The sequence below is a fragment of the Fulvivirga imtechensis AK7 genome, from assembly GCF_000331535.1.
Lineage (GTDB): Bacteria > Bacteroidota > Bacteroidia > Cytophagales > Cyclobacteriaceae > Fulvivirga > Fulvivirga imtechensis.
On record NZ_AMZN01000084.1, the window covers coordinates 31,066 to 53,338 of the forward strand.

Sequence of the window (22,273 nt, forward strand, 5' to 3'; positions counted from 1 at the left end):
AATGAAAACGTTAAGCTATAGGAAAATGACCTTGAGTTGTTGATAAAGAAGATTAGCGCAATAAATGTTCCAGCAAGTCAAAAAGAAGATGAAGAAGGAATAATGGTCATAATGTGGAAGAAAATACACAGTGAGTCTTTTCTTCCCCGGTGATAGTAGCTGTGGATGACGGAAGAGATCAGGAGTGTAGGCCACACTCGGTTTTGGCAGTACCAGACCATCTGCCATTGCGACCACGTCCTTTTGATGTACAATTGTGGCATCCGATAGATGCGTACCCTTCACTTGTGAGCGGGTGAGCAGGCAGCTCATATATCAGTTGATACAGATCAACATCGGATGACGACATATCAATAAGTGGATGAACTTTTATCTGGTTACCCTTTGGCTCAAGTATTTTTATATTTCTCCTGTTTTCATTCTGAAAAGCCATGAGTCCGGATATCCATACTTTATAGCCACTTTTAATTTCGCTAAGTGGAGCTACCTTGTTGATAAAGCAGCATAGATCCTGGTTGTATTTCCAGGTTTTGTTTTCGTGGGTGAAGCGATTTTTGTTTGGTTTTGCACTGATATCTACAACATTAAGGTTCAGTTGCCTGGTAAGCTGGTCGCGATACTCAAGTGTTTCTTTAAAATGGAAAGACGTGTTGATGAAGTGGATGGGATGCCCGGGCTTAACCTGAGACAGCATATGTAGCAACACTACCGATGAGCCTCCGAACGAGGAGGTGATAAGGATCTCTTCCGGTTTGAAGTTTTGAAAGATATTTTCCAATCGCTCTTTGGGCGACAGTGACCCAAATTGCTCATTTGCCTCACTGATATCAAAATTTTGATCAGTCGTTATCTCCCGAAACCAATTCTCTTGTGTGCGCATTTAATATTTTTACTTTTTCTGAAAAAGAAACTTTTAACTGCCTCCGGATCTTATTGAGGTTTTCAACCAGCTCATTTGTTTCGTCTGGCAGTATGCTTTCCAGCAACTCTCTAAATCTTTTTGCAAAGGTGGGCGACTGGCCATTGGTGGAAATACCAATTTTTACGTGCCCTTTCGTTACTGTAGACCCCAGGTAAAAATCACATAGGTCGGGGGTATCTGCCACATTGGTGAGAATACCCCTCTCACTCGCCTGGTTGTAAATGATCTCGTTAACAGCCCTGTCTGCTGTTGCTAAAATGACAATCCGTACTTCCGGTTTCAGGTCATCTGTTTGAAAAGGACGTTCAATTAACCGTACGTTGGGTACACCGGCTGCTATCTCTCTTATGCCTGCTGATATCTGTGTCCCTACCAATGTTACCAGCGCCCCTGGATCATTTTTCAGCAGGGCATTTAACTTTTCCAGCGCTACATTCCCACCACCCACAATAAGAGTGTTCAGCTTGCTGAGTTTGAGAAATACCGGAAATAATTTATTGGTGGTTTCCATTACTTATGTTTATTGTTTGGTAAACATTCAGATATTCACCTACTGATTCACCCACAACAATAAGTGCGGGAGTTGGTATGTATTCTTTCTGGTCCAGAATGGTTTCTATGGTGCCATGTACTACCTTTCCTGTAGGCAGAGACCCCTGAGAGATAATTGCAACGGGAGTAGAGGCTTTATCTTGCAACAGATAAAGCTCCACGATTTCCCGGAGTTTTCTTAATCCCATGAAAAATACGACCGTAGCTGATGACTGAGCGGCCAGTTTGGCATCATCGGATAATTTTCCGTTAAGGTCAGTGGCTGTTACCACCCAAAAGCTCTGGTTGATGCCTCTTGTTGTTAAAGGTATACCATAGTAGCCGGGCAGGTTAATGCTCGAGATACCGATAATTGCTTCTGTAGGGATACCAAAACTTTTTGCATAGTCAATTTCCTCTTTGCCACGTGCAAAAATGAAGGGGTCGCCACCTTTTAGCCTTACTACATGCTTGCCTTTCAGTGCATGCTCAACGATAAGCTGGTTGATCTCCTCTTGTATGGCGCTGTGTTGCCCGGCTCTTTTACCCACAAATATTTTGGTACAGGTGCTTACGGCATATTTCAAAAGCTCTTTATTTACCAGGGCGTCATAAAGTATCACCTCTGCTGAGGCAATAGCATTTGCGCCTTTGATGGTGATCAGGTCAGGGTCACCGGGCCCTGCACCTACCAGTGTTAATTGTCCGATCTTGCTCATGCTTTGTAATAATTTGAAATAACTTCTTTTTCGCTTTCCAGCGCCTGAACTGTCCGCAGCGCCAAAGCCTCCCGAAAGAATGCCCTGGCTTGCTCCAGGTAATCTGTAGCAAAAGCAGGCTCTGGAATGTTCTGATTGATCTGAAGGACTTTTGCTTCGAAATCCTGGCCTAAGCCTCCGTCAAAGTGCTTAGCGAAATCTTTGATAATGCCGATATGAGTATTGCACTGTATATCGATACTTAGCAAAAGCGCTTTGGCAGTAATTACAAACGTGCTATAGCTGTGATAAATAGAGTCTGCATAATAGCCGTTTTCAAGTGCTTCACCTCCATAGTGCAGGCGTTCTTCGGCATCTTGTAAAATGGTACCCACCATATCATAGCTTACCCCGGCACATTCTCCCGTACCTATTTCAGGCACAAAAGCTTCCGTTTCTCCCCAGTCCAGGTAGTCGTCACCACCCAGGGCAGTAAGGTCTCCTAATGGTTTTAAAAGGTTGTAGAAGTACATTTTGCCCTGTCTCAGGTAGTAGTAGTTGAAATATTCTCCTTCTTCAGAATGCGCTTCGTAGTCTTTCAGCAAAATTCTTACGGCTTCAGGGATCTTTTTAGTTGGTAACTTGATCACCTTGTCAGCGATAAAGCCACGCCCATACTCATCTACACCACCGCCAAGTACCACCTGCAGTGCAGGTATTACGGCTGATCCGTTTTTTATAGAGCTGCCATGAAAGCCAATGTTTGCGATCATATGCTGACCGCAAGAGTTCATACATCCGCTTATTTTAATGTGTATATCGGAATCTGTGATCAGTGAGTGAAATTCGCTGCTGATCATTCGCTCCAGCTCTTCCGCGATGCCCGTACTATTGGTTACAGCTAAATTACAGGTGTCTGTGCCCGGACAGGCAGTAATGTCTACAATACTTTCAGAACCAGGCTCTGCAAGGCCCAGGTGGTCAAGTACATAGAATAGGTAGGGCAGGTTTTCCTTACGGGCAAACTTAAGCAGTAATCCCTGACTTATCGTGATCCGAATATCATCGGCAATGTATCCCTTGGTAAGGTTAACCAACTCCCGGGCAGTTCCGGCATGGATGTTTCCAAGGGGGAGTCTTATTTTTATGGCGTAGAAACCTTTTTGCTTTTGCTCCAGCACATTTGTTTGAAGCCATTCCTTGTATTTTTCTTTATTTTTTATGTCCGGTTCAGGCGCTTTTTGTTCTTTTGGTATTTCAACAGGGACCGAACCGGTGTCGATGTTTAAGGAATGATGCGCATTGGCTTTTTGTTCAATACTTATCAGCTCCATGAATTTTTCCAAACCCAGGCCCCTTTTAGCCTCTACCAGGAATTTCATACGTGCTTTATGCCTTTTTTCCCGTTCTCCGTAGCGATCAAATACTCTCAACCCGGTTTCAATAAAAGGAATGATCTTATCCTCGGAAAGGAACTCATAGGCGGTCTCAGCAATGAACGTCTGAGCGCCCAGCCCCCCGCCAACCACTACTTTAAATCCCCTTTGGCCATCTTTTATTCTTGGAATAAAGCCAAAGTCGTGGATGTATGTGAATGCAGCATCTTTATCACTCGAAGAAAAGGCGATCTTGATCTTACGGCCCATTTCCTGATTGATAGGGTTGCGCAGGAAATATTCAAATACCGCATGAGCATAAGGGGCTACGTCAAAAGGCTCGTCAGGATCTATACCAGCCAATGGAGAGGCTGTAATATTCCTTACAGTGTTACCGCATGCCTCTTTTGTAGTGATCCCTTTTTCTTCCAGTTTAGCCCACATCTCAGGAGTATCCTCCAGGTGTACAAAGTGAAGCTGAATATTTTGCCGGGTAGTAGTATGCAGGTTGCCGTTGGTGTACTCTTCGGAAACGTCCGCGATCCTTGTTAACTGCTCACCGGTAACCTTGCCATAGGGTAGCTTAATTCGGAACATTTGTACTCCCAATTGGCGCTGGCCGTATACTCCTCTTGCCAGGCGAAAAGCTTTGAAACGCTCCTCTTGTATCTCTCCTTTTTTGAATTGTGATATCTTTTTTTGCAGTTCCAGGATGTCCTTTTGGGCTGCTTTTGAGATGTTTTCGTTTAATACTAAGGTCATATCACTGTGCGTTTTAATTTTTTTGTTCAAATAAAAAGGCCTCTTCGTTGGTATCCGGGAAGAGGCCTTTTTAAAGTTTATTCCTTCACGGATACATTAATCCCTTATGTGTTGACAACAAAAGCAACACATCCAGATGGCGATATCGTTGTTAATCCTCATTTTGATGCGTTCAGTGCATTTTCAATATCTTCAAGTATATCATTGACATTTTCCAGTCCTACGGAAATACGTACCAACCCCGGTAAAATCCCTACTTCAGCCCTTTCCTCATCCGTGAGTTTAGAGTGTGTAGTAGAAGCCGGGTGTGTGGCTATAGTTCTTGAGTCGCCCAGGTTTGCCGTCAGTGACAACATTTGCAGACTATCCAAAAACCTTCTTCCCCGGTCGATCCCCCCTTTCACGATGAAAGTTACGAGTCCCCCTCCAAGCTTCATCTGCTTCTTTGCCAGCTCATACTGAGGGTGTGATTTTAAAAATGGGTACTTTACAAGCTCCAATTCTTCATGTCCTTCCAGGTATTCAGCAATTTTCAGAGCGCTTTCGCAATGTCTGTCCATCCGTACGGCCAGTGTTTCAAGGCTTTTAGATAGCAGCCAGCCATTAAATGGTGAAAGAGAAGGTCCGGTGTGTCTGGCAAAAAAACGAATATCTTTGATCAACTCTTTGTCGCCCAGTATAGCACCTCCGATCGTACGGCCCTGCCCGTCTATAAATTTGGTTGCCGAATGGGTAACAATATGCGCTCCGTATATAGCGGGCTGTTGTAGATAAGGAGTGGCGAAGCAATTATCAATATTAAGAATTAGACCATGGTTGTTTGCCAATTGCCCCAACCACTCCAGGTCTATAATGTCCAATGCAGGATTTGAAGGGGTCTCTGCAAAGATCATTTTCGTATTTGGCAGTATCTTGCTTTCCCATTCTTCAGGGTTGTTGATATCTGCATAGGAATGCTGAATGCCCCATTTCGGGAATATCTGCGTAAACAACTGGTGCGTGGACCCAAATACCGATCTTGATGCCAGAATATGATCTCCACTTTGAAGTAAGGCAACCATGCTGGCAAACATCGCAGCCATGCCTGAAGCAGTGGCTATGCCATCATCCGTACCTTCTAATGCGCATAGTTTATCTATGAACTCCGTATTGTTCGGGTTAGAAAAACGCGTGTATATATTCCCCTCTTCCTCATCTGCAAATAAAGCACGTGCCTGCTCTGCATCATCAAAGGTAAAGCTGGAGGTCATATATAATGGCGCAGAATGCTCCCGAAACGGAGAACGTTCCGTTTGATTGCGTATAGCCTTGGTTTCAAAGTGTTTGTATTTCGACATTTATCAGTTCTTGCTTTTTTATGAGGCATGTAGCCACTCTTTTTTGCTGTAAAGTTCTTCTTCTGACTCCTCATAATCCGGATCAGGCACACAGCAGTCTACAGGACATACAGCGGCACATTGCGGCTCCTCATGAAATCCTGTACATTCTGTACACTTGCCAGCTACGATGTAGAAAAACTCATCAGAATATGGTTCCTGTTTCTCATCTCCGGGTATGGTGCTGCCATCTTCAAGTTCTACTTCGGAAAGATCAGTGCCATCGCTCCATGACCACTCTTCTCCACCCTCGTAGATAGCTGTATTGGGGCATTCTGGCTCGCAAGCCCCGCAGTTAATGCATTCTTCAGTTATTAATAGTGCCATTTGATAATTCGTTTTTGTTTTTAAAAATGTGTTCGGCTGTGGTGGAGACATATTAAATCTCCCGGTGCATGTGTGTATTAATGCACCTGATTGGAATTTGGCCGGAAATGAGATGGATTTCTTAGGCCTGCCAGGTACAACAACAGCAACAACAAATGTGCTTACCTGCGGCTTTGACGATAAAATTAGAAAATAAACCCTGTTGTGGGTCTTTGGATCGGAATTGTAAGAAGTTAGATGCTTTCATTATTCAGTCAATTTATATTCTCCCATCCGCCAACCTGGCGAACATTTGGGATCAGGATTTGGCACCTATATCACTTAGACTGATGGTTGCCAGAGGGTCTCAGAGCCTGTCTCTCACCTCATTCTTTATAAATCAACTACACTTACGGGTAATTGATAATACAAATGTAAAGCCTTAAAAATCAATTCTGCAAATTTTTGTTGAGGTTTATTTTCTGCAAACGTTTTATTGCTGCAATTTGATACAATAGAATGTTGCCCCAACCTTAGGTGTTATTATTCCTTTTTGGCTAATATTGAATAAAGCAATTTATGAATGAAAATCTAACTAGTGTCTATAAGAAAAACGCCAATGTAGGCGTTATGCTCGTTCCAAAAAATGCTCTTCCCGGCAGTTGTACGACAACGATACGGGACTCCGCTTTTTGGCACTTTGCACCTATGTGCCATAGCACTTTGGTGCGCAGGCGAACTTGACCTTGTTTTCTTAAAGCCACTGGAGTTTTCTTACAAAAACTAACTAGCAGATATGTCGATGGATGTAAAATTACTAAAGAAAATATGTGAGGCCCCTGGAGTGCCGGGCTATGAAAGCAGAATAAGAAATTTGATTATTAAAGAAGTGGAGCCGCTCGTTGATAGTGTGGATATTGACAATATGGGCAACGTTATTGCCTATAAAAAGGGTGTTTCTGGTAATAAAAAAGCCATGGTGGCCGCTCATATGGATGAAATTGGCTTCATTGTTACCCACGTGGATGACAACGGCTTTCTCCGGTTTACTACGTTAGGAGGGTTTGACCCTAAAACACTGACAGCGCAGCGGGTGATAGTACACGGGAAAAAAGATGTGATGGGGGTGATGGGTACTAAGCCCGTGCATGTAATGAGTGCAGAGGAAAAGACCAAAATGCCCAAAATACAGGACTTCTATATCGATCTTGGCATGACCAAAGAGGAAGTCGATAAGCTGATAAGTGTAGGAGATCCCATAACACGGGAGCGTGAACTTATTGAAATGGGGGACTGCGTGAACTGTAAGTCGATCGATAACCGCGTGTCGGTTTTCGTTTTGATCGAAACCTTGAGAACACTCAAAAAATGCCCTTACGATATATATGGAGTATTCACCGTGCAAGAAGAGGTAGGAATACGAGGGGCTAATGTAGCGGCTCACACGATCGATCCTGACTTTGGCTTTGGCCTGGATACCACCATAGCTTATGATCTGCCTGGCGCCCAGCCACACGAAAAAGTAACCTCGTTGGGTAAAGGGGCAGCTATTAAGATCATGGATGCTATGACTATTTGTGATTACCGCATGGTGGATTATATGAAAAAAACAGCCGATCAGTACGGTATCCAATGGCAGCCGGAATTACTTACTGCCGGAGGTACTGATACTGCCGGAATACAGCGCATGGGTAAAAGAGGAGCCATTTCCGGTGCTGTTTCCATACCAACCAGGCACTTGCATCAGGTAATTGAGATGGCTCATAAGAAAGATATCGAGGGGAGCATCCAGCTTTTAAAGGCCTGCCTGGAGTCCCTTGATCAATACGACTGGGAACACCGGTAAGAATCTTTTGGCAACCTAACAAAAGTCATAGTTTTTAAGATCATTTGGCTTCAATATTGTTAAAAATAAAAACATGGAATTGCAGGCAGTCTCAAAGGTCATCCTGATTTAATCCCCGGACAAGTTCCGGCCTGTTTTTAGAGGTTCCAAATTAAGTTTGGAATGGCGAACTGACTTTTGAGACTCCCTACTTTCCAAAATAACATAATAGTATGAAGCGATATTCCCTCTTTGCTATTCTACTTATAGTTTGTGTCACCATTACTTTTGCGCAGAAACAGAAATCACCGGCAAAGGCCGTGAGAGTGGTGGGTGTTGTGGTAGATGCAGACGACCATGTAGTGGTTCCGTATGTAAATATTGCCATAGCAGGTACACATTATGGTACCTCTGCCGATGCCAGCGGATATTTTTCGATCTTTATCAACCCGGGAGATACATTGATGTTTTCGTCCATTGGCTTTAGCGATGCTGCTTTTGTAATGCCCTTCAAACTGGAGGGAGACGAATATTCTCTGCTGCAATTGATGAGGAAGGAGGCTGTAATGCTCAATGAGGTGGTTGTTTTCCCCTGGCCGAGCTTAAAAAATTTCGAGAAGGCCTTCTTAGACACAAAACCTCAACGCAATATGAGTGATCTGGTATTTGAAGTGCAGCGGGATATTAAGCGCTCTGTGGATAAAAATGAGCAATATGAATATTATTATGATCAGATGCGGTACAACAGGCTTTACGAGTTACATGGTGAGATCCCTCCCAATAATTTTCTGAATCCTATCAGGTGGTCTAATTTTATTGACGATGTTCGTAAAGGTAAGTTTAAAGGTAAAAAAGATCCAAATCGATAGTGTTTTTGGCTATCAGAGAGTAGGAATCATAGAGATCTTCCAATAAAATAGCCACCAAAGATCGCTGCTATTGCAATAACCAGGCTGGCAAAGGTATAACCAAGCGCTGTGGGTAGGGCCTTTTGTTGATAAAGGAACATGTTTTCATAAGCAAAAGTAGAGAAAGTAGTAAAGCTACCACAGAAGCCCACAGCTATGAGTAACCTTATATTGTCGTTAATCATAGTCGTTTTGATCATAATACCCATGAAAATGCCAAGAATGAGGCTTCCGCCTACATTGACGATGAGGGTGCCCCAGGGAAAAATGGAGACCAGCCTTTTGCCAACCACCAAATAAACCAGGTAACGTGCAATACTACCCATAAAACCACCCACCCCTACGAGTAATATATTTTTAATCATGGCTATTGTAATTTGATGTCTCTACCTCATCTTTTTAGCACACTTCTTTTTTAGATATTGTATCACTTTGGAATAGTCGGTGTGCTCCTGATATGATAAATATAGATGCTTTTTGTCAATGAAAGTAATCTCCACTTCTTTGTAAGTGCCCGTGGCTGCTTTTACCTGTGTTTCCTTCCAGAAATCGATGTCTCTCAACTTATACCCCCTTTTTGTAAACCGGGTGGGAAAGCGGATATCTATTTTTTCTTTTCCGACCTCTACGATTTTGTATCCGAAAATAACTTTTGCAGCCAGGCCAAAGCCCAGCGGATACAGCACAAGTACGATCACATATTGATACCATGTAATTTCACTGGCATTGATCATATAGTAGCCTGTGATAGTAGCTACCGCCAGACTGGCCAATATAAATACCCCGAGTGAAAAAAGTGTCCCGATCTTTGGTTTGGCAATTATCATCAGTAAGTGCTTGTAAGAAAACTCTAGTGGCTTTAAGAAACGTTCCCACAAAAGAGCGAGATGAAGTCCCAAAAAGCGGAGTCCCGTACAGTTGTCGGGAAGAGCATTTTTCGGGCATGCGTAACGCTGACATTGGCATTTCTTAAAGACAGTAATTATAAATTAGTTTTCACAAAGAAACAAAAAGGAGAAAAAAAGCCATCCGTTTGTGGAATAAATTGCTCGCACAAGGCGTAATAAAAGTCTTGTGACGGCATATATAGCAATGATCAAGGGCAGGCATTTGTTTTGTCATGAATAATATTTAGAGATAAAGATAAAAGTCATGAGAGAAGAAGTTATATATACTGATGGACACGGTGTGAAAATTACCAGGGATAAATTTTACACCGAGAAGAAAGAGTATAATCTTGATGGTATCACGCATGTGGATCTGTCGAGAGTGCCCGCGAGCAAGGCTCCCGGCGTCATACTTTTTGTATTGGGTTTTTTGGCTATTCTGGCCGGTTCGCTTGAAATCTTTGACCGTTTGACTTACGAAGCTGCCGAGGCTATTTATGTAATTGATACTAATATGGTAGCTATTGGGTTGGGTGTAGCGCTGATTCTCGGTGGTATCATTTGGATGATCGCTGCACGTGATAAGTATGCAGTAGAAATAGGCACTGCGGAAGGGGAGAAGCAGCCGATAGTGAGTAAAAGCCGTGAGTACGCAGCGTTGGTGGTAGCCTCATTGAAAAAGGCTTACTACCGCTATACGGACAAAGGAAGATACAGCGGCAGGGAAAGGGTAACAAGCAGGGAACAAGTAGTTATTAGCTAAGGCCGCCATAAACAAAGCCTGCAACTAAGGGAAGTGATACGAGGGTTTTTGATCCAGAACGGTTTGCAGGCTTTTTTTTAATATTTCACCCATAGAGCCGCATTTTAGGAAGTCTTTGTTCTTATAATGCGTGGCCAGCTCTTTTTTTAGATGGTCAACATTTTCCTGTGGAGATATTTTGTCTTCTGACATCGCCACCAGCAATTGCTTAATTTTATCCCGGCTGGCCTTTACACGCGTGGCTATTAACGAACGCTCTTCCTTTTGATATTGCTTCACCGTTTCCGGGGTCATACATTGAAGGCCGATCTTGATCAAGGGGTTATTTTGCTTAAAGTACTGGGGGAGATAGATAGACTTTCTGCCCTCATACGACTGCTGATCAAAATCTATAGCCCGTATCCGGTAATCTATTTCTTCAAAATCAGGAGTGATATCAATTACAAAATTACTGGAGTGCATATCACCCAAAAGCCTCACGAAACACCGTTCATTGAATTTAACAAATTCTTTTGCCAGCCGTATTTTATTAAGGTTTTTATCATGAAGGTGATATTTCATAAACTGATCTCCGGGAATGCCAATGATATGCTCTTCAATTAAAGTATTGTCGTCAACAAAATAGCTGATCCGGTTTGGCGATAGCAGATGCTCCAGCTCAAGACCGTATATCCGGGAAGCATCAGCGTTTTTTATGTAGAAGTAATCAAAATTATCATTAATACGATTAACAATACGCACCCTGAATGGCTGGGTATTGCCATAGATACACAGGTCAATACGATCTACAAATAAATGCTCCATTACAGACAAGTCTCCATCAGCCTTGAGTATGGCATATATCTTCTTTAAGCTATAATGGATGTGCTTCATGTCATCCTGAGGGTAGAATACGGATTCCCACAGGGTGTCTTTATTGTTTTTATCTAATAGCGGTATGGAGTTGTCATACCTCAGCAAGTCCTGATAGGTGATAGGAAGCTTTATTTCTCTATCATTTTCGATGAGATAAGCTCTTAGTTTTTTACTGATCCTGTAGATGTTCTTCTTTTTGTCAATTATTGCCATCTCCGCTGTTCGATTTTATGCTTGTGAATATAAGCTTTAATAAAGAATTGTTTGGGTATCCTCATATTAAAAACGGCATCAGCGATATATAAAAGTGCGTTAGTATACCTACTACAGTACCAGCGATAATAAATAAACAGCACTGAGGTATTTGATGTATTTTTTGTCAAAAAATGAATAAAAATTACTTCGTAATATATTTCCTGTTTGAGAATCAAATTAAATACATTTTTCCCATTTAGGGAATAATTATTAATTCTGCTGTTTCTGATTCGTTCATAAATTACTAAAAATCAAGTGATTATGAATAATGTTGCTAGGTGGCATATAAATTGGGTGCATCTTTGTAAGCGAACAAAAGCACTGAAAAGATGAAAAAGTTACTCTACATATCGGCAATTTTAATAAGTTTAAGTACTTATGTAATGGGACAGAGTGGTTATACTTCTAATGATAATTATACTGGAAGTTGGGACGATGCTGCTACATGGAACAGGTCTCCTTTATCATTGCCAGTTACGCCAGGTAGCAACATTGGCGGTTCTGTGACTTACATCAATAGTTACGGACGAGTAACCAGATCAGGAAATATAAAGCTAGGTAGCAATGTGGTGCTTACTGTTTACGATACCCTGCTGGTGGATGGGAATGTGGAAGTTAGCGGACAGTCATCCTTGATTGTAGAATCAGGCGGGGTTTTGGTTATAACCGGTAATTTCATAGCCAGTGGAGGTTCAGTATCTACGAATGATGGCAAAATAGTAGTACAAGGTGATCTTAATGCCAGTGGAAGCTCTAGTATCAGTAATAATACCAATGACTTTTACGTTTATGGTACAGCAACCGGCTCAGGTGGTTCCAGCTTAACCGGTACCTATAGCGATGAAGCCGCACTTTCTTCTAACGATTCCGGGTTATACACTTTAGTGAGTGGCGGCACCCTGCCCGTAGAGTTCCTTTATGTAAAAGCTACAGCATCTTTCGATAAGGTAGTTATTAAATGGGCCACCGCTTCCGAATTGAACAATGACTTCTTTACAGTGGAACGTTCTAAAGATGGTGTCAATTTTGAAACAGTGGCATCTGTAAATGGAGCCGGCACCAGCGAAAAAGTAAATAACTACGAGATTGACGACAATAATGCTTATAGTGGCACCAGCTACTATAGAGTGAAGCAAACAGATTATGACGGCCAATTCGAGTATTCAGGTATGATCACCATTGTTAATAATTCTGTAGCTGATGTACAATTAAATATATATCCTAACCCTGCAGTGGATCAGGTTAAAATAGACATCAGCAGATTAGGGTCCGTGAAGGTTGAAATTATGGATATTAACGGAGTAAGTGTATACAGTGAAGAGTTCAACGGAGAGTTTACATCTGCAGCTCAAATTGATGTAACTTCTTTTCCTAAAGGTATGTACTACGTAAATCTTAAGACAAGGTCACACGCTGTGTCTAAAAACCTGCTGATCAAATAATTTAAATTTAAGATATCTTTTTAGCGCTTGGAGCCCGGCTGAAGATCAGTCGGGCTCTTTTTATGGAAATGTTTAAAATTTTTTAACTTCAGTTGTAACCATCCGTGGAAAGTGCGGTATCCAAACGCAACAAATAAAAATAGCCATTAACCCTTATGACTGACGAATTGCTGATGATAGCTGTTAAGCATGGTGAGCTTGAAAAAGCTTCCGAATTATTTGATAGGTATCACAAGCGGTTATACAATTTCTTCGTGAAGATCACATTCGATAGAGAACTGGGGCACGACCTTACACAGAACGTATTTCTTAGAATGATCAGGTACAGGGGTACTTATAAGGAAGATAAGCAGTTTAAGGCTTGGATATACCAGCTTGCCCGAAACATATACGCGGATCATTTCAGGAGGAACAAAATGATGTACTCTGATTATACCGGAGTGGAGGATCTGAAAAATAAAATTGCTGCTGTGGATGAGGTGATGGTGCAGGATGAAAAGGAAAAACTGCTGTATATATCCTTGTTTAAGCTCGCACCTGAGCAGCGGGAAATACTGATATTAACGAGGTTTCAGCAAATGAAATACGAAGAAGTTGCTCAAATATTGGATTGCTCGGTAGCTAATGTAAAAGTGAAGGTACATAGGGCTATTAAGCAGTTGAGAGAGAAATATTTTGAACTTGAAAAAATTTAATGTCATGACTGAAGAAGAAATGAAAGACCTGATGATCGACTATATTGATGGCCATCTAGCAGGAGAATTAAAAGAGTTCGTGGCAAAGCAGATAGAAAAAAATGCAGAACACAAAAAACAATTCGAAGAGCTGAAGCGCACTATGGACTTGCTGCAGTACGACCGGGAGCTGGAGCCTGATTGCTCGATGAAAGGTGCATTTGAAGAATTATTAAAGCAGGAGGCCGGAACTGGTGTAAAGGTAAGAACCGTGAAGCGAAGGTGGCATTTCTCACCCTGGCAGATTGCCGCATCTGTTGTTTTGGTTTCAGGGCTTTTTATTACCCTACTGGTAGTCCAAAATAATAGGAACCAGCAGCAAATTGCCGATCTGAAAAGAGAAATGGAGATGACAAAATACCTGGTAATACAGTCATTGGAAGACCGGTCATCCGCAAGCAGACGGCTTCAGGCAATAAATACAGCGTATGATGTGAAAAATATAGACAAAGAGATCATCAATGCGCTGATACGTACCATGAACAATGATGATAACACCAATGTGCGACTGGCGGCAGTGGAAGCGCTGGTGAAATATGCCGATGAGCCGGATGTAATGTCCGCCCTGATCGTATCGATGGAGCAGCAGACAGACCCTTTGGTACAAATAACTTTAATCAACCTGATGGTTCAATTGAGACAAAAAGGAGCTGTGGAGGAACTCCAGAGAATAATTAAGGATGAAAAAACTATTCAGACAGTAAAGGATGAGGCACATATGGCCGTATTTAAACTGTCCTGAAATTAAAATATTAAACCGGGTGCACAAGGTTTGAAAACTCAAAGTAAATAGGACAACAAAAAATGTGAAAAATGAAAACTCAAATAAAAAACGTATTAGCACTATTAATATTAGTAATGGCTTCGGTGCCGGGTGTAGCACAATATAAGGTAGCCATGAGTTCCGGTATACTGGAATTTAAGGAAATAAGTCACGTAGAGGTGGAGGGTTATTCCGGCAGCGAAGTGATCATTGAACCTTCCGGGGAATATAAAATACCTGAACGCGCCAAAGGACTGAGGCCTGTCAATGGACTTGGGCTGTCAGATAATACGGGTATAGGCCTGGCAGTGAAAGATGAGGGGAAAGACCATAAGGTAGTTTATCAGGTAGCCCGCAATGCAGATGCCAAATATGTGGTAAAAGTGCCGAAAGGCGTGAAGGTGAGATACATCAACTCGTCAATTCATGGTGATGACTTCAAGGCTCAAAATATCACTGAAGAAATGGAAGTGCAAACGCAAGGGGGTGATATACGGCTTGTCGATGTTACGGGTCCGGTTTCGGTAAGCTCTGTTCATGGCAACATTGATGTGATCTTTTCGAGTGTTACACAAAAATTGCCAAGCTCTATTGCCACTGTTCATGGTGATGTGGATGTAACTATTCCTGCCTCAACTAATGCTGATCTGGCTATTTCTACTGCCTGGGGGGAAGTATATTCTGATTTGGATATAAAAGTTGATAACCCAGAAGGCATGAAGGTATTCGGAGCAAAAAAGATCAATGGCAAATTAGGCGCTGGCGGTACAAAGCTAACGCTGTCAGCAACGCATGGTAATGTTTTTCTTCGCAAAAAGTAGTATTAATCAAAGGTCAGAAATCTCGATTTTTGGCAGGTCATTCCTGAAATGAATAGTCGAATGACCTGCCTCTTTTGAAGCTACAAGCTAACCTCGTACTCTTCAAAATCAAAAACTCAAACAACAATGAAAACTAGTCATTTAACAATATTCCTGATTCTCATCGGGCATTTGCTCCATGCACAAGGTCAGGTCAATGAGCAGTTTGATGCATCATCAATAGAAAAAATTACCTTAAGCTTTAAATATCCGGAATTGATAAAGATCACCTCTTGGGATAAAAATGAAGTGTTTATTAAAGGTACAGCGGACATCAACAATGGTGAAAATAACGAGGCCTTCAAACTGAAGGGGGCAGTGAAAAATGGTGTGTTGTCAATATATTCGGAAATAGAAGGACATGACGAGTTGCCCAGAAGAATCACTATCAGAAAGGACGGAACCGTTTATACCTTTAATACGGATAATTGGAATGCTCCCGAGGTGCGTAAATTCATGGAGGAGCACGGCCGACAGCATGAATACATTTCACAAGGTGTTCATAAAGAAATAAAGCTGGAGGTTTTTGTGCCCCGCAACAAGCCAGTGGAAGTAGAAGCCAAATATGGTATGGTGGAAATTGCTGGTGTAGATGCGCCACTTAAGGTAGTGACCAAATACGGAGGGATTGATATCAGTATTCCTGTGGCATCTAAAAGAGATCTTGAGGCCAGGACAAAGTATGGCCAAATATATACTGATCTGGAAGCAAGGTTTGATCGGACCGGAGATGCGATCCTGGATTATAACAAATGGACTGTTATCACGACACAACTCAATGGTGGAGGCATTAAATATGACCTGGAGTCGAAGTACGGCAATGTCTACATGAGGAAAAGGTGAGGCAATGACAACGATCAGGTGGCCATTCGAATTATATATAAATTCAGAATGGCCATTGACTGTTTTGTGGCTTGTCATCTTGAAGAGATTCAGCGAACCCTCCTTGGAGAACGCGCAATGCCATTAAGTTAAGAAATGACATCTTAATTTAATATCATTGAGAGACGCGGGCCGGTGGAGACACTAATTTAAACTGCTGGTATTCACAAGGTTTCTACTACCATTATGCTGGTAGATGAACCTGAACGTGTAATAACGTGAAGGTGATCTTGTGGCCATGTCAGCAAACTCCGCGGTAGTAGTATTAGGACTACCATAATAATAACTTAGGATCTCTATTTTGGCATATTTTCCCTCCGCGGTTTTTATCACAATTGTTTTTCCAGGTATAGGTATAATGGCATTGACAGGCGTGCCCGTATGGCCGGTGTAGTTATACCATCCATCTGTGCCTTGTATGGCATAACTCCCTTCCTCATCTTTTTTATAACCGGTCTCAGGAGCTTCTGTTAATTCCTCAAAGATCCCTGTTGTAATTTGAGCTTCGCCCTGACCGGGTCCGCTGTCACCCCCGTTAACAATGATTGCTGTACTTCGAAAACCGATGTCCCATTTTGTTGTCGCGCTGTCGCTATTGGGTATCACCTTGTTGTCTTTAAGACTGTACAGGGTAAATTGATTAGTACCCTCTCTGGCTGTGCCATCGGGATTGCTCTGAGGGTCAGCTTGCAGGTCTTCTACAACCTCGGCTTCGAGTTGCTTTACTACAACACTATTATCATCATCATCACAAGCTATGGTCAAAAATGTAATAGCAATGGCCATAACGGTTGTCTTAAAATATTTCATGGTTAATTAAGGTTTATTTTTGTTTTTACTTTTAATATTCATCCGTACAGTACCCCAGAATAATCTTCCTGGCAGGCTGGTAATGTATTCCGGGTTTTTATAATCAAACAGGTTATCGCAACCAGCTTGTATTGAGATGACTTCTCCAATAATTTTAGTAATGCTGGTGTTGACAGTTGCGTAGCCGTTGATGTATTCCTGATCAATGTCCAGAATTCCGTTACCGTTCCTATCGGCAAAACCGTACCGACTACGGTAATTGATCCGAAGACTGGCACCCCAACCACTTTTTGCATGATGATAAAAAGCCTTAACATTAGCTGTATGCTTTGAGCGGTTAAAGAGACCTCCATACTCACTCTTACTCACCCTGTAGGTTTCCTGCGTATCCGGGTCGCGGGCATAAATGTTCCCATCATTCAGATTGCTTAGTGTCTCTCTGTCTTTGGCAACCAGATATTGATAACCTACAGAAAGCCGAAGCGATTGTGCTGGTGAGTAGCTCATATCACTTTCAAATCCCTGCGTATAAACTTCATCTTTGTTGAGGTAGCTGAAAACAGCTTGCCCGTTTGTTTTTCTGGCTACCGTTACTGTTTCTATAAGATTAGATATGTTATTTTGAAAGAGATTAACTGATGCTGACCATGTAGATGATAATTGGGTCAGAAACTCAAGATTGAAGGAAAGTGAGCTTTCGGCTTTTAGGTCATGAAACTGCTTTAGATCAGTTAGAATTTCAGTTATAAGTCCTTGTGTCTGCATACTTTCAACCTCTGCTGTTACCACGCCAGCTCCAAACACGCTATAGCCAGCCACTGAATTGGTGAAATTGAGGTACAGTTGTCTAAAGTCGGGCGCCTTGAAACCTACGCCCGCTACACCCCGGATGGAAAGCCAGGGAAGTACATCATATTTGAGCGCCACCTTCGGGCTCAGTTGCGATTGGTAGGCGCTGTGCATATCTATACGCGCCCCCGCGGTGATATTGAGTCGATCGAGCGGGAGCCATTCATATTGACCGAATAAATATGTGTTTGAAAAATGCTGCCGTGACTGGTAACGAGTGGCTTCTACGGCTTCCCAGGTGTTGCCAACGCCTCCTGTTATAATATTCCTGGCGTTGACGAAGTATTCAGCTTGTAATTCAGGCTTATAAAGAGATTGCCCGAAAGAGGTTCTGTCATATACTTCACCAGTAGTTTTATATTCTAACAACGATTCTGTGTTGTAAGTGGTACCATAGAATCGAAATGTTAACTTCAACTGATCATTATGGCTGTGGGTTAGCTTCGGGTTGATACTCCATTCGGTAACCTCACCTGCTCCGATCACAGTTTGCTGTTGTGTCCCGGTTTTAAATTTGCTTTGTTGGGTTTCGGTAAAATACTTTCCATTGATCGAGAAATTCGTTTTTGACGAGAAATTATAGTCAAAAGTTGAGCCCAAGGTGTGGCTGGAAAACGGATCTACTGTTTGGCCGAACACGTCTTTAGAAAGGTCATATCCATTTGTGCTATACCTGTTGCCGAATAGATAAAGTCCTGACTTTTCACTTTTATATTGCCCCTCAAGCGCCAGATCGGTAGTGTTGTTGGAGCCATAGCGCAAGGCCGCACTACCTCCGGTACCTGATGCCCGGTCTGTGATGATATTCACCACACCGGCCAGCGCTTCAGAACCGTACAGACTGGAGCCCGGGCCCTTGACTATTTCTACCTGCTTAATGTTGCCTACTGTAATTCTATTGAGGTCCAGGGTGCCCGCAGTGCGCCCTATTACCGGCTCTCCGTTGATCAGCAGCAGCGTATAATCCGAATCCAGGCCCTGTACCTGAAGGCCTGCACCATGATCATTTATGATAGTCAACCCAGTTTGCTCCGCCAATATGTCGTTTAGCCTTAAAGACCCGGTTTGTTGTATCTGCTGTTTGTCGATGGTGCTGACTTTCACCGGGATATCACTTGCGACACGGTCATTGCGGGTGGCAGTAACTACAACGGGAGAAAGCTGCCGTATATTTTCAACGAGCTTGATGTTAATGGACTGTGACTCCTTTTCCACTGTCATGGTTAGCTTTTGTTTGGAAAAACCAATTGCGCTAAAACTCAGAACATATTCTCCTGAGGGTATATTGGTGAATATGAATTTTCCATGCTCATCAGTAGCAGTACCCCGATTGGAGCCTTCCAGGGTCACATTTACTGCTATCAATGGACTGCCGGAGCTATCCGTAACCTTACCGCTGATAGAGAAGATAAAGGAGCTTTGCCCATGGAGGCTTACGGGTAAAGCCCATGCTGCAATGCACATAATACATATAAGCCTCATACTGCAATCTAAAGTTTGCTATGCAGGGCCTGATCAATGGATACCCTTATAAATTCTGTTATTTTTGAGTCGGGGAGAAGTGTCTTTCCACTCCATTTGTAGGTAAGTCCCTCCAGCCTTTTTACAATCCCTTTTTCGACACCGCCTTTTGAAAGCAAAAGAGGGACTACAATAACATCACCTTGCTTGCCGGCCTGGTGAACCATGTTTCTTAAATTTTCCCTGGCCTGTTCGTAAATAGCCTCATCGGCATCATCGCGCACGGTTGTAGTAAAGATGAATTTAGACTGTGTACCAGCAGTTTTCTGCTTTTCTCTGATCTGGTCAGCAAGACTTTCCATGGCCTTTACCCACTTGCGATTGTCGTCTTCCGGGTTGGGGCCATGCCCAACAATAACTACTGTTTCCTGAGCAGGGCGCTCACTTAATTCCTGTATGCGATCGTACAGCATGCTAGCCACCAAAGGATGGTTGTCCAGGGGAGTTGTCATTATTATCTCCGATTTAAATTGAAGAGGGAGCAGCTCCGGCTTATGGCCTGACCCCGCAGAGTGGTGTTGATCCGATGCCCCATGCTGTGAGCCATGATGCCCCGATGTGCCATGGCCGCCATGGCCTCCGGAATGATCCATAACGATAGGCGGATCGGCTAACTCATTTCGTTTGCCCAATAAATATTCAGTCTGGCGAATGATAAAGCTATGTGAAGAAATGAAAAGCGGAACGACTATAATCTTATCAACCCCATTATTTTCCAGGTTATTAATCCCTTGCTGTATGGTGCGCGGTAATGCCATTCCATAGGCAATTTCTACCGGAAAGTCTGAGCGAATGGGCGCAACAGCCGCTTCTACATGTTCATTCCACGAATTACTGCCACCATGTGCCAGTATCAGTATTCCTACTTTGGGCGTAGAGTGGGTCAGGGCGACTGCTACCGTGGAAAATATCAGCCACATAGCTACTATAAAGGTTCGTATTAGAGTTTTCATATTTAGTTATTTAGAATAATTATAAATAATGACAAAGGTCAGGGAATCAGATTTCTTTGGCAATGACTATCTCCGGGGATTTTGCGATACGCATAAAAGGGTATATTCAGCACCTGAAAATGGTAGATATATACCTAGTGTTAGGTAGTGTCTATAAGAAAACCCTTGTCGTTATCGCGCCTGTCCCGTGCCTGCCACGAGGAGGAATCGAAGCGATCCCCTCTTAATGCACGCCAAAGAGGAGGGGATTGCCTCACTTAGTTACCAATGACGATAAATTGTGAGTTTTCTTAGAAGTACTAGGTAGAATGAGGGCTGACTGTGTTAGTTTGTTGCTGCGTAAATGAATTCAAGACAATGTAACCTGTGATGTGCTAGCATTTCGCATCAAAATTCACCAGCCCCAGGTCAATGGCGTGAACAACAAATTCGGTAGGGGATTTAATAGTAAGCTTTTTAATAATGTTTTTTCGATGTGTGCTGACGGTATGAGGGCTCAGATAAAGTTGATCAGCTACTTCCAGTGTAGAATACCCTATCGCTATCAGCTTTAAAACTTCCAACTCTCGCTCAGTTAACACAGAGTTTTTTATAGCCTGTTCTGGTGTGCGCAATTGCAGAAGTATATTGAGAATTTTGTTACAGAAAAATTTCTCACCCCTTTGCATAGCATGATAAGCCATGGTAATTTCTTGTAGGCCGCAATTCTTCGTAATGAATACCGAAACACCTTGATTAAGCACCTGTAGAATCGATTTGTGATCATTATCATCGGATACAACTGCAATTTTTAACTCAGGATTACGGGCGCTCAATAAACTAAATTGCTCAATGTCAAATCCGGGGAGTTGCCGGTAATCGATAAATAGTATTCCATATTGATCTGTGCCCATGCTGGAAAATAATTCTGAAGCGGAGGTAACATTTTTGGAGGAAGCACTGCAGATATCGGCTAATATAGAGGTCAAGCCTGTGGCCGTCAGCGCCTGTTGGTCAGCTATTAGTATATCCCGTTGAGCCACCTTGAAAGTCGAAATTTTTAGAAATTGGTTGAATGCCTTCAAAATTGAGGAAAAATCGAACGAATAACAATATTATTTAGATTTATTCTAAATAAAAATTAACCAGAAACGGCCATGGAGTATGTGTTATTGGATTTAGGGGAATATAGTTTCAGGTGAGCACAAGCTTCTTGCTCCGTTTTTTAGATATGTCATTAGAATTGTTTAAAGATTTGCCGATAGGAAACACCGTTATCAATAACGATGCGGTTCCAATGTTTCAGGGATATGAGTGATGGAGGCTTAACAGTAAGTAATTTCACACACCTTTGGGGATAGGCAATGACCCGCTATGATATTTTCTCTGACTGTAACCATCGTTCCCGCTCCCTTATATATGATATTAGGCCAGCCGTTTGAAACGGACAGTCCCGGCCATGTTTACGGAAGATCAACAGGGTCGGTACAGAAACATTAATTCAAATTATCCTGTGCATTTTTCATGGCATTGAGCATCTGTTCCTTCACTTTTTCAATCTCATTTTTCTGAGCTTTATAGTATCCCATCACTTTTTCATGATCATTCATATTCTCCTGTGGCTCAAAATCTCTCATCCATTGCATCATGGCCTCATCAGCTTCCTCAAGTTGTTTGATAGCATTTTCGAGCGTTTTAAGCTCCTCCTGATTTTGGTTCTCCTGCTCTCTGGCGAGATCTAACTTAGTCTGAAGCCGGCCCTTAAGCCTCATCATATCATCCATTTTCGGCATCACCTCATCGTGAACGGCCATTACCTCGTCATAAAGCGCCTTTTCAGCCCTTGCTTCGGCTGGCATTTCTTTATTTTCAATCTTTAGGTCGTCATTATCAGACTCACTTTTTTGACCGCATGAAAATAAAATGGTTGCAGTCATAATATGGAGAATAGAAAGCTGGATGTATTTCATTGGTATCTGGTTTTAAGCAAAACTATCAATAACAGCAATTGCATAC

The 22,273-nt window shown here is 42.4% G+C and carries 22 protein-coding genes and 1 riboswitch; of the genes, 8 read left to right on the forward strand and 14 right to left on the reverse strand.

Features of this window, described 5'->3' with window-relative positions:
- Positions 1–178: 178 nt before the first annotated feature.
- The 6 genes from C900_RS22470 to C900_RS22495 all read right to left on the reverse strand — a co-directional run bounded on the left by C900_RS22470 (position 179) and on the right by C900_RS22495 (position 5,992).
- On the reverse strand, positions 179–880 hold the full coding sequence (locus C900_RS22470; protein WP_009582554.1) for a phosphoadenylyl-sulfate reductase: 702 nt from the start codon (positions 878–880) through the stop codon (positions 179–181).
- Positions 840–1,433 carry a precorrin-2 dehydrogenase/sirohydrochlorin ferrochelatase family protein gene (locus tag C900_RS22475; protein ID WP_009582555.1) on the reverse strand — a complete coding sequence of 198 codons (594 nt, stop codon included), beginning with the start codon at positions 1,431–1,433 and terminating at the stop codon, positions 840–842. Before C900_RS22475 ends, C900_RS22470 begins: the two co-directional genes overlap by 41 nt.
- Complete coding sequence (cobA, locus tag C900_RS22480; RefSeq protein WP_009582556.1) at positions 1,417–2,172, reverse strand: uroporphyrinogen-III C-methyltransferase; 756 nt, start codon at positions 2,170–2,172, stop codon at positions 1,417–1,419. The genes C900_RS22475 and cobA overlap by 17 nt, the downstream gene beginning before the upstream one ends.
- Entirely contained in the window at positions 2,169–4,289 is a 2,121-nt protein-coding gene (locus C900_RS22485; protein ID WP_009582557.1) for a HEPN domain-containing protein, read from the reverse strand. The genes cobA and C900_RS22485 overlap by 4 nt, the downstream gene beginning before the upstream one ends.
- Before the next feature lie 158 nt (positions 4,290–4,447).
- Entirely contained in the window at positions 4,448–5,626 is a 1,179-nt protein-coding gene (locus C900_RS22490; RefSeq protein ID WP_009582558.1) for a trans-sulfuration enzyme family protein, read from the reverse strand.
- Positions 5,627–5,644: 18 nt separating this feature from the next.
- Positions 5,645–5,992: a 4Fe-4S binding protein gene (locus tag C900_RS22495; protein ID WP_009582559.1), complete on the reverse strand. Its 348-nt coding sequence runs from the start codon at positions 5,990–5,992 to the stop codon at positions 5,645–5,647.
- A 256-nt stretch (positions 5,993–6,248) separates the two neighbouring features.
- Positions 6,249–6,373, reverse strand: a riboswitch (SAM riboswitch).
- A 394-nt stretch (positions 6,374–6,767) separates the two neighbouring features.
- On the opposite strand from C900_RS22495, the gene C900_RS22500 reads away from it, so the two are divergent.
- Both C900_RS22500 and C900_RS22505 read left to right on the forward strand, forming a co-directional pair.
- A complete protein-coding gene (locus C900_RS22500) occupies positions 6,768–7,817 on the forward strand; it encodes a M42 family metallopeptidase (protein ID WP_040497333.1) in 1,050 nt (349 codons plus the stop codon).
- Between the two features lie 212 nt (positions 7,818–8,029).
- Positions 8,030–8,665, forward strand: a complete 636-nt coding sequence (locus C900_RS22505; protein WP_009582565.1) for a carboxypeptidase-like regulatory domain-containing protein — start codon at positions 8,030–8,032, stop codon at positions 8,663–8,665.
- A 26-nt stretch (positions 8,666–8,691) separates the two neighbouring features.
- Here C900_RS22505 and crcB read toward each other — a convergent pair whose 3' ends face one another.
- Positions 8,692–9,069, reverse strand: a complete 378-nt coding sequence (gene crcB / locus C900_RS22510; protein ID WP_009582566.1) for a fluoride efflux transporter CrcB — start codon at positions 9,067–9,069, stop codon at positions 8,692–8,694.
- Between the two features lie 21 nt (positions 9,070–9,090).
- Positions 9,091–9,531 (reverse strand): hypothetical protein, encoded by a 441-nt coding sequence (locus tag C900_RS22515; protein WP_009582567.1) that lies wholly within the window; start codon positions 9,529–9,531, stop codon positions 9,091–9,093.
- A gap of 325 nt (positions 9,532–9,856) precedes the next feature.
- Between C900_RS22515 and C900_RS22520 the strand changes: the two genes are divergently transcribed.
- On the forward strand, positions 9,857–10,354 hold the full coding sequence (locus tag C900_RS22520; protein ID WP_009582568.1) for a DUF6232 family protein: 498 nt from the start codon (positions 9,857–9,859) through the stop codon (positions 10,352–10,354).
- Between the two features lie 24 nt (positions 10,355–10,378).
- Here the strand turns inward: C900_RS22520 and C900_RS22525 are convergent, their stop codons facing one another.
- On the reverse strand, positions 10,379–11,422 hold the full coding sequence (locus C900_RS22525) for a hypothetical protein (RefSeq protein ID WP_009582569.1): 1,044 nt from the start codon (positions 11,420–11,422) through the stop codon (positions 10,379–10,381).
- A gap of 371 nt (positions 11,423–11,793) precedes the next feature.
- Here C900_RS22525 and C900_RS22530 point away from each other — a divergent pair, with 371 nt between their 5' ends.
- From C900_RS22530 to C900_RS22550, 5 genes are all read left to right on the forward strand, one after another.
- On the forward strand, positions 11,794–12,906 hold the full coding sequence (locus tag C900_RS22530) for a T9SS type A sorting domain-containing protein (protein WP_040497334.1): 1,113 nt from the start codon (positions 11,794–11,796) through the stop codon (positions 12,904–12,906).
- 155 nt (positions 12,907–13,061) lie between these two features.
- Positions 13,062–13,601, forward strand: a complete 540-nt coding sequence (locus tag C900_RS22535) for an RNA polymerase sigma factor (protein ID WP_009582571.1) — start codon at positions 13,062–13,064, stop codon at positions 13,599–13,601.
- A 4-nt stretch (positions 13,602–13,605) separates the two neighbouring features.
- Positions 13,606–14,382: a HEAT repeat domain-containing protein gene (locus C900_RS28820; RefSeq protein WP_009582572.1), complete on the forward strand. Its 777-nt coding sequence runs from the start codon at positions 13,606–13,608 to the stop codon at positions 14,380–14,382.
- A 71-nt stretch (positions 14,383–14,453) separates the two neighbouring features.
- Positions 14,454–15,224 carry a DUF4097 family beta strand repeat-containing protein gene (locus C900_RS22545; protein WP_083867557.1) on the forward strand — a complete coding sequence of 257 codons (771 nt, stop codon included), beginning with the start codon at positions 14,454–14,456 and terminating at the stop codon, positions 15,222–15,224.
- Positions 15,225–15,350: 126 nt separating this feature from the next.
- Positions 15,351–16,106 (forward strand): hypothetical protein, encoded by a 756-nt coding sequence (locus tag C900_RS22550; protein WP_009582574.1) that lies wholly within the window; start codon positions 15,351–15,353, stop codon positions 16,104–16,106.
- A 183-nt stretch (positions 16,107–16,289) separates the two neighbouring features.
- Here the strand turns inward: C900_RS22550 and C900_RS22555 are convergent, their stop codons facing one another.
- From C900_RS22555 to C900_RS22575, 5 genes are all read right to left on the reverse strand, one after another.
- Entirely contained in the window at positions 16,290–16,955 is a 666-nt protein-coding gene (locus C900_RS22555; RefSeq protein ID WP_040497335.1) for an HmuY family protein, read from the reverse strand.
- Positions 16,956–16,961: 6 nt separating this feature from the next.
- Positions 16,962–19,286 (reverse strand): TonB-dependent receptor, encoded by a 2,325-nt coding sequence (locus C900_RS22560; RefSeq protein ID WP_009582576.1) that lies wholly within the window; start codon positions 19,284–19,286, stop codon positions 16,962–16,964.
- Positions 19,287–19,294: 8 nt separating this feature from the next.
- Positions 19,295–20,278 (reverse strand): sirohydrochlorin chelatase, encoded by a 984-nt coding sequence (locus tag C900_RS28825; RefSeq protein WP_009582577.1) that lies wholly within the window; start codon positions 20,276–20,278, stop codon positions 19,295–19,297.
- Positions 20,279–20,652: 374 nt separating this feature from the next.
- Positions 20,653–21,342, reverse strand: a complete 690-nt coding sequence (locus C900_RS22570; protein ID WP_040497336.1) for a response regulator transcription factor — start codon at positions 21,340–21,342, stop codon at positions 20,653–20,655.
- A 411-nt stretch (positions 21,343–21,753) separates the two neighbouring features.
- A complete protein-coding gene (locus C900_RS22575; RefSeq protein ID WP_009582581.1) occupies positions 21,754–22,227 on the reverse strand; it encodes a hypothetical protein in 474 nt (157 codons plus the stop codon).
- Positions 22,228–22,273: the final 46 nt, after the last annotated feature.

Coding starts and splice junctions, on each gene's coding strand:
- C900_RS22485 (WP_009582557.1), bottom strand. CDS start 4,289: ATGACCTTAGTATTAAACGAAAACATCTCAAAAGCAGCCCAAAAGGAC.
- C900_RS22525 (WP_009582569.1), bottom strand. CDS start 11,422: ATGGCAATAATTGACAAAAAGAAGAACATCTACAGGATCAGTAAAAAA.
- crcB (WP_009582566.1), bottom strand. CDS start 9,069: ATGATTAAAAATATATTACTCGTAGGGGTGGGTGGTTTTATGGGTAGT.
- C900_RS22515 (WP_009582567.1), bottom strand. CDS start 9,531: ATGATAATTGCCAAACCAAAGATCGGGACACTTTTTTCACTCGGGGTA.
- cobA (WP_009582556.1), bottom strand. CDS start 2,172: ATGAGCAAGATCGGACAATTAACACTGGTAGGTGCAGGGCCCGGTGAC.
- C900_RS28825 (WP_009582577.1), bottom strand. CDS start 20,278: ATGAAAACTCTAATACGAACCTTTATAGTAGCTATGTGGCTGATATTT.
- C900_RS22505 (WP_009582565.1), top strand. CDS start 8,030: ATGAAGCGATATTCCCTCTTTGCTATTCTACTTATAGTTTGTGTCACC.
- C900_RS22495 (WP_009582559.1), bottom strand. CDS start 5,992: ATGGCACTATTAATAACTGAAGAATGCATTAACTGCGGGGCTTGCGAG.
- C900_RS22535 (WP_009582571.1), top strand. CDS start 13,062: ATGACTGACGAATTGCTGATGATAGCTGTTAAGCATGGTGAGCTTGAA.
- C900_RS22555 (WP_040497335.1), bottom strand. CDS start 16,955: ATGAAATATTTTAAGACAACCGTTATGGCCATTGCTATTACATTTTTG.
- C900_RS22545 (WP_083867557.1), top strand. CDS start 14,454: ATGAAAACTCAAATAAAAAACGTATTAGCACTATTAATATTAGTAATG.
- C900_RS22500 (WP_040497333.1), top strand. CDS start 6,768: ATGTCGATGGATGTAAAATTACTAAAGAAAATATGTGAGGCCCCTGGA.
- C900_RS22550 (WP_009582574.1), top strand. CDS start 15,351: ATGAAAACTAGTCATTTAACAATATTCCTGATTCTCATCGGGCATTTG.
- C900_RS22470 (WP_009582554.1), bottom strand. CDS start 880: ATGCGCACACAAGAGAATTGGTTTCGGGAGATAACGACTGATCAAAAT.
- C900_RS28820 (WP_009582572.1), top strand. CDS start 13,606: ATGACTGAAGAAGAAATGAAAGACCTGATGATCGACTATATTGATGGC.
- C900_RS22475 (WP_009582555.1), bottom strand. CDS start 1,433: ATGGAAACCACCAATAAATTATTTCCGGTATTTCTCAAACTCAGCAAG.
- C900_RS22560 (WP_009582576.1), bottom strand. CDS start 19,286: ATGAGGCTTATATGTATTATGTGCATTGCAGCATGGGCTTTACCCGTA.
- C900_RS22490 (WP_009582558.1), bottom strand. CDS start 5,626: ATGTCGAAATACAAACACTTTGAAACCAAGGCTATACGCAATCAAACG.
- C900_RS22520 (WP_009582568.1), top strand. CDS start 9,857: ATGAGAGAAGAAGTTATATATACTGATGGACACGGTGTGAAAATTACC.
- C900_RS22575 (WP_009582581.1), bottom strand. CDS start 22,227: ATGAAATACATCCAGCTTTCTATTCTCCATATTATGACTGCAACCATT.
- C900_RS22530 (WP_040497334.1), top strand. CDS start 11,794: ATGAAAAAGTTACTCTACATATCGGCAATTTTAATAAGTTTAAGTACT.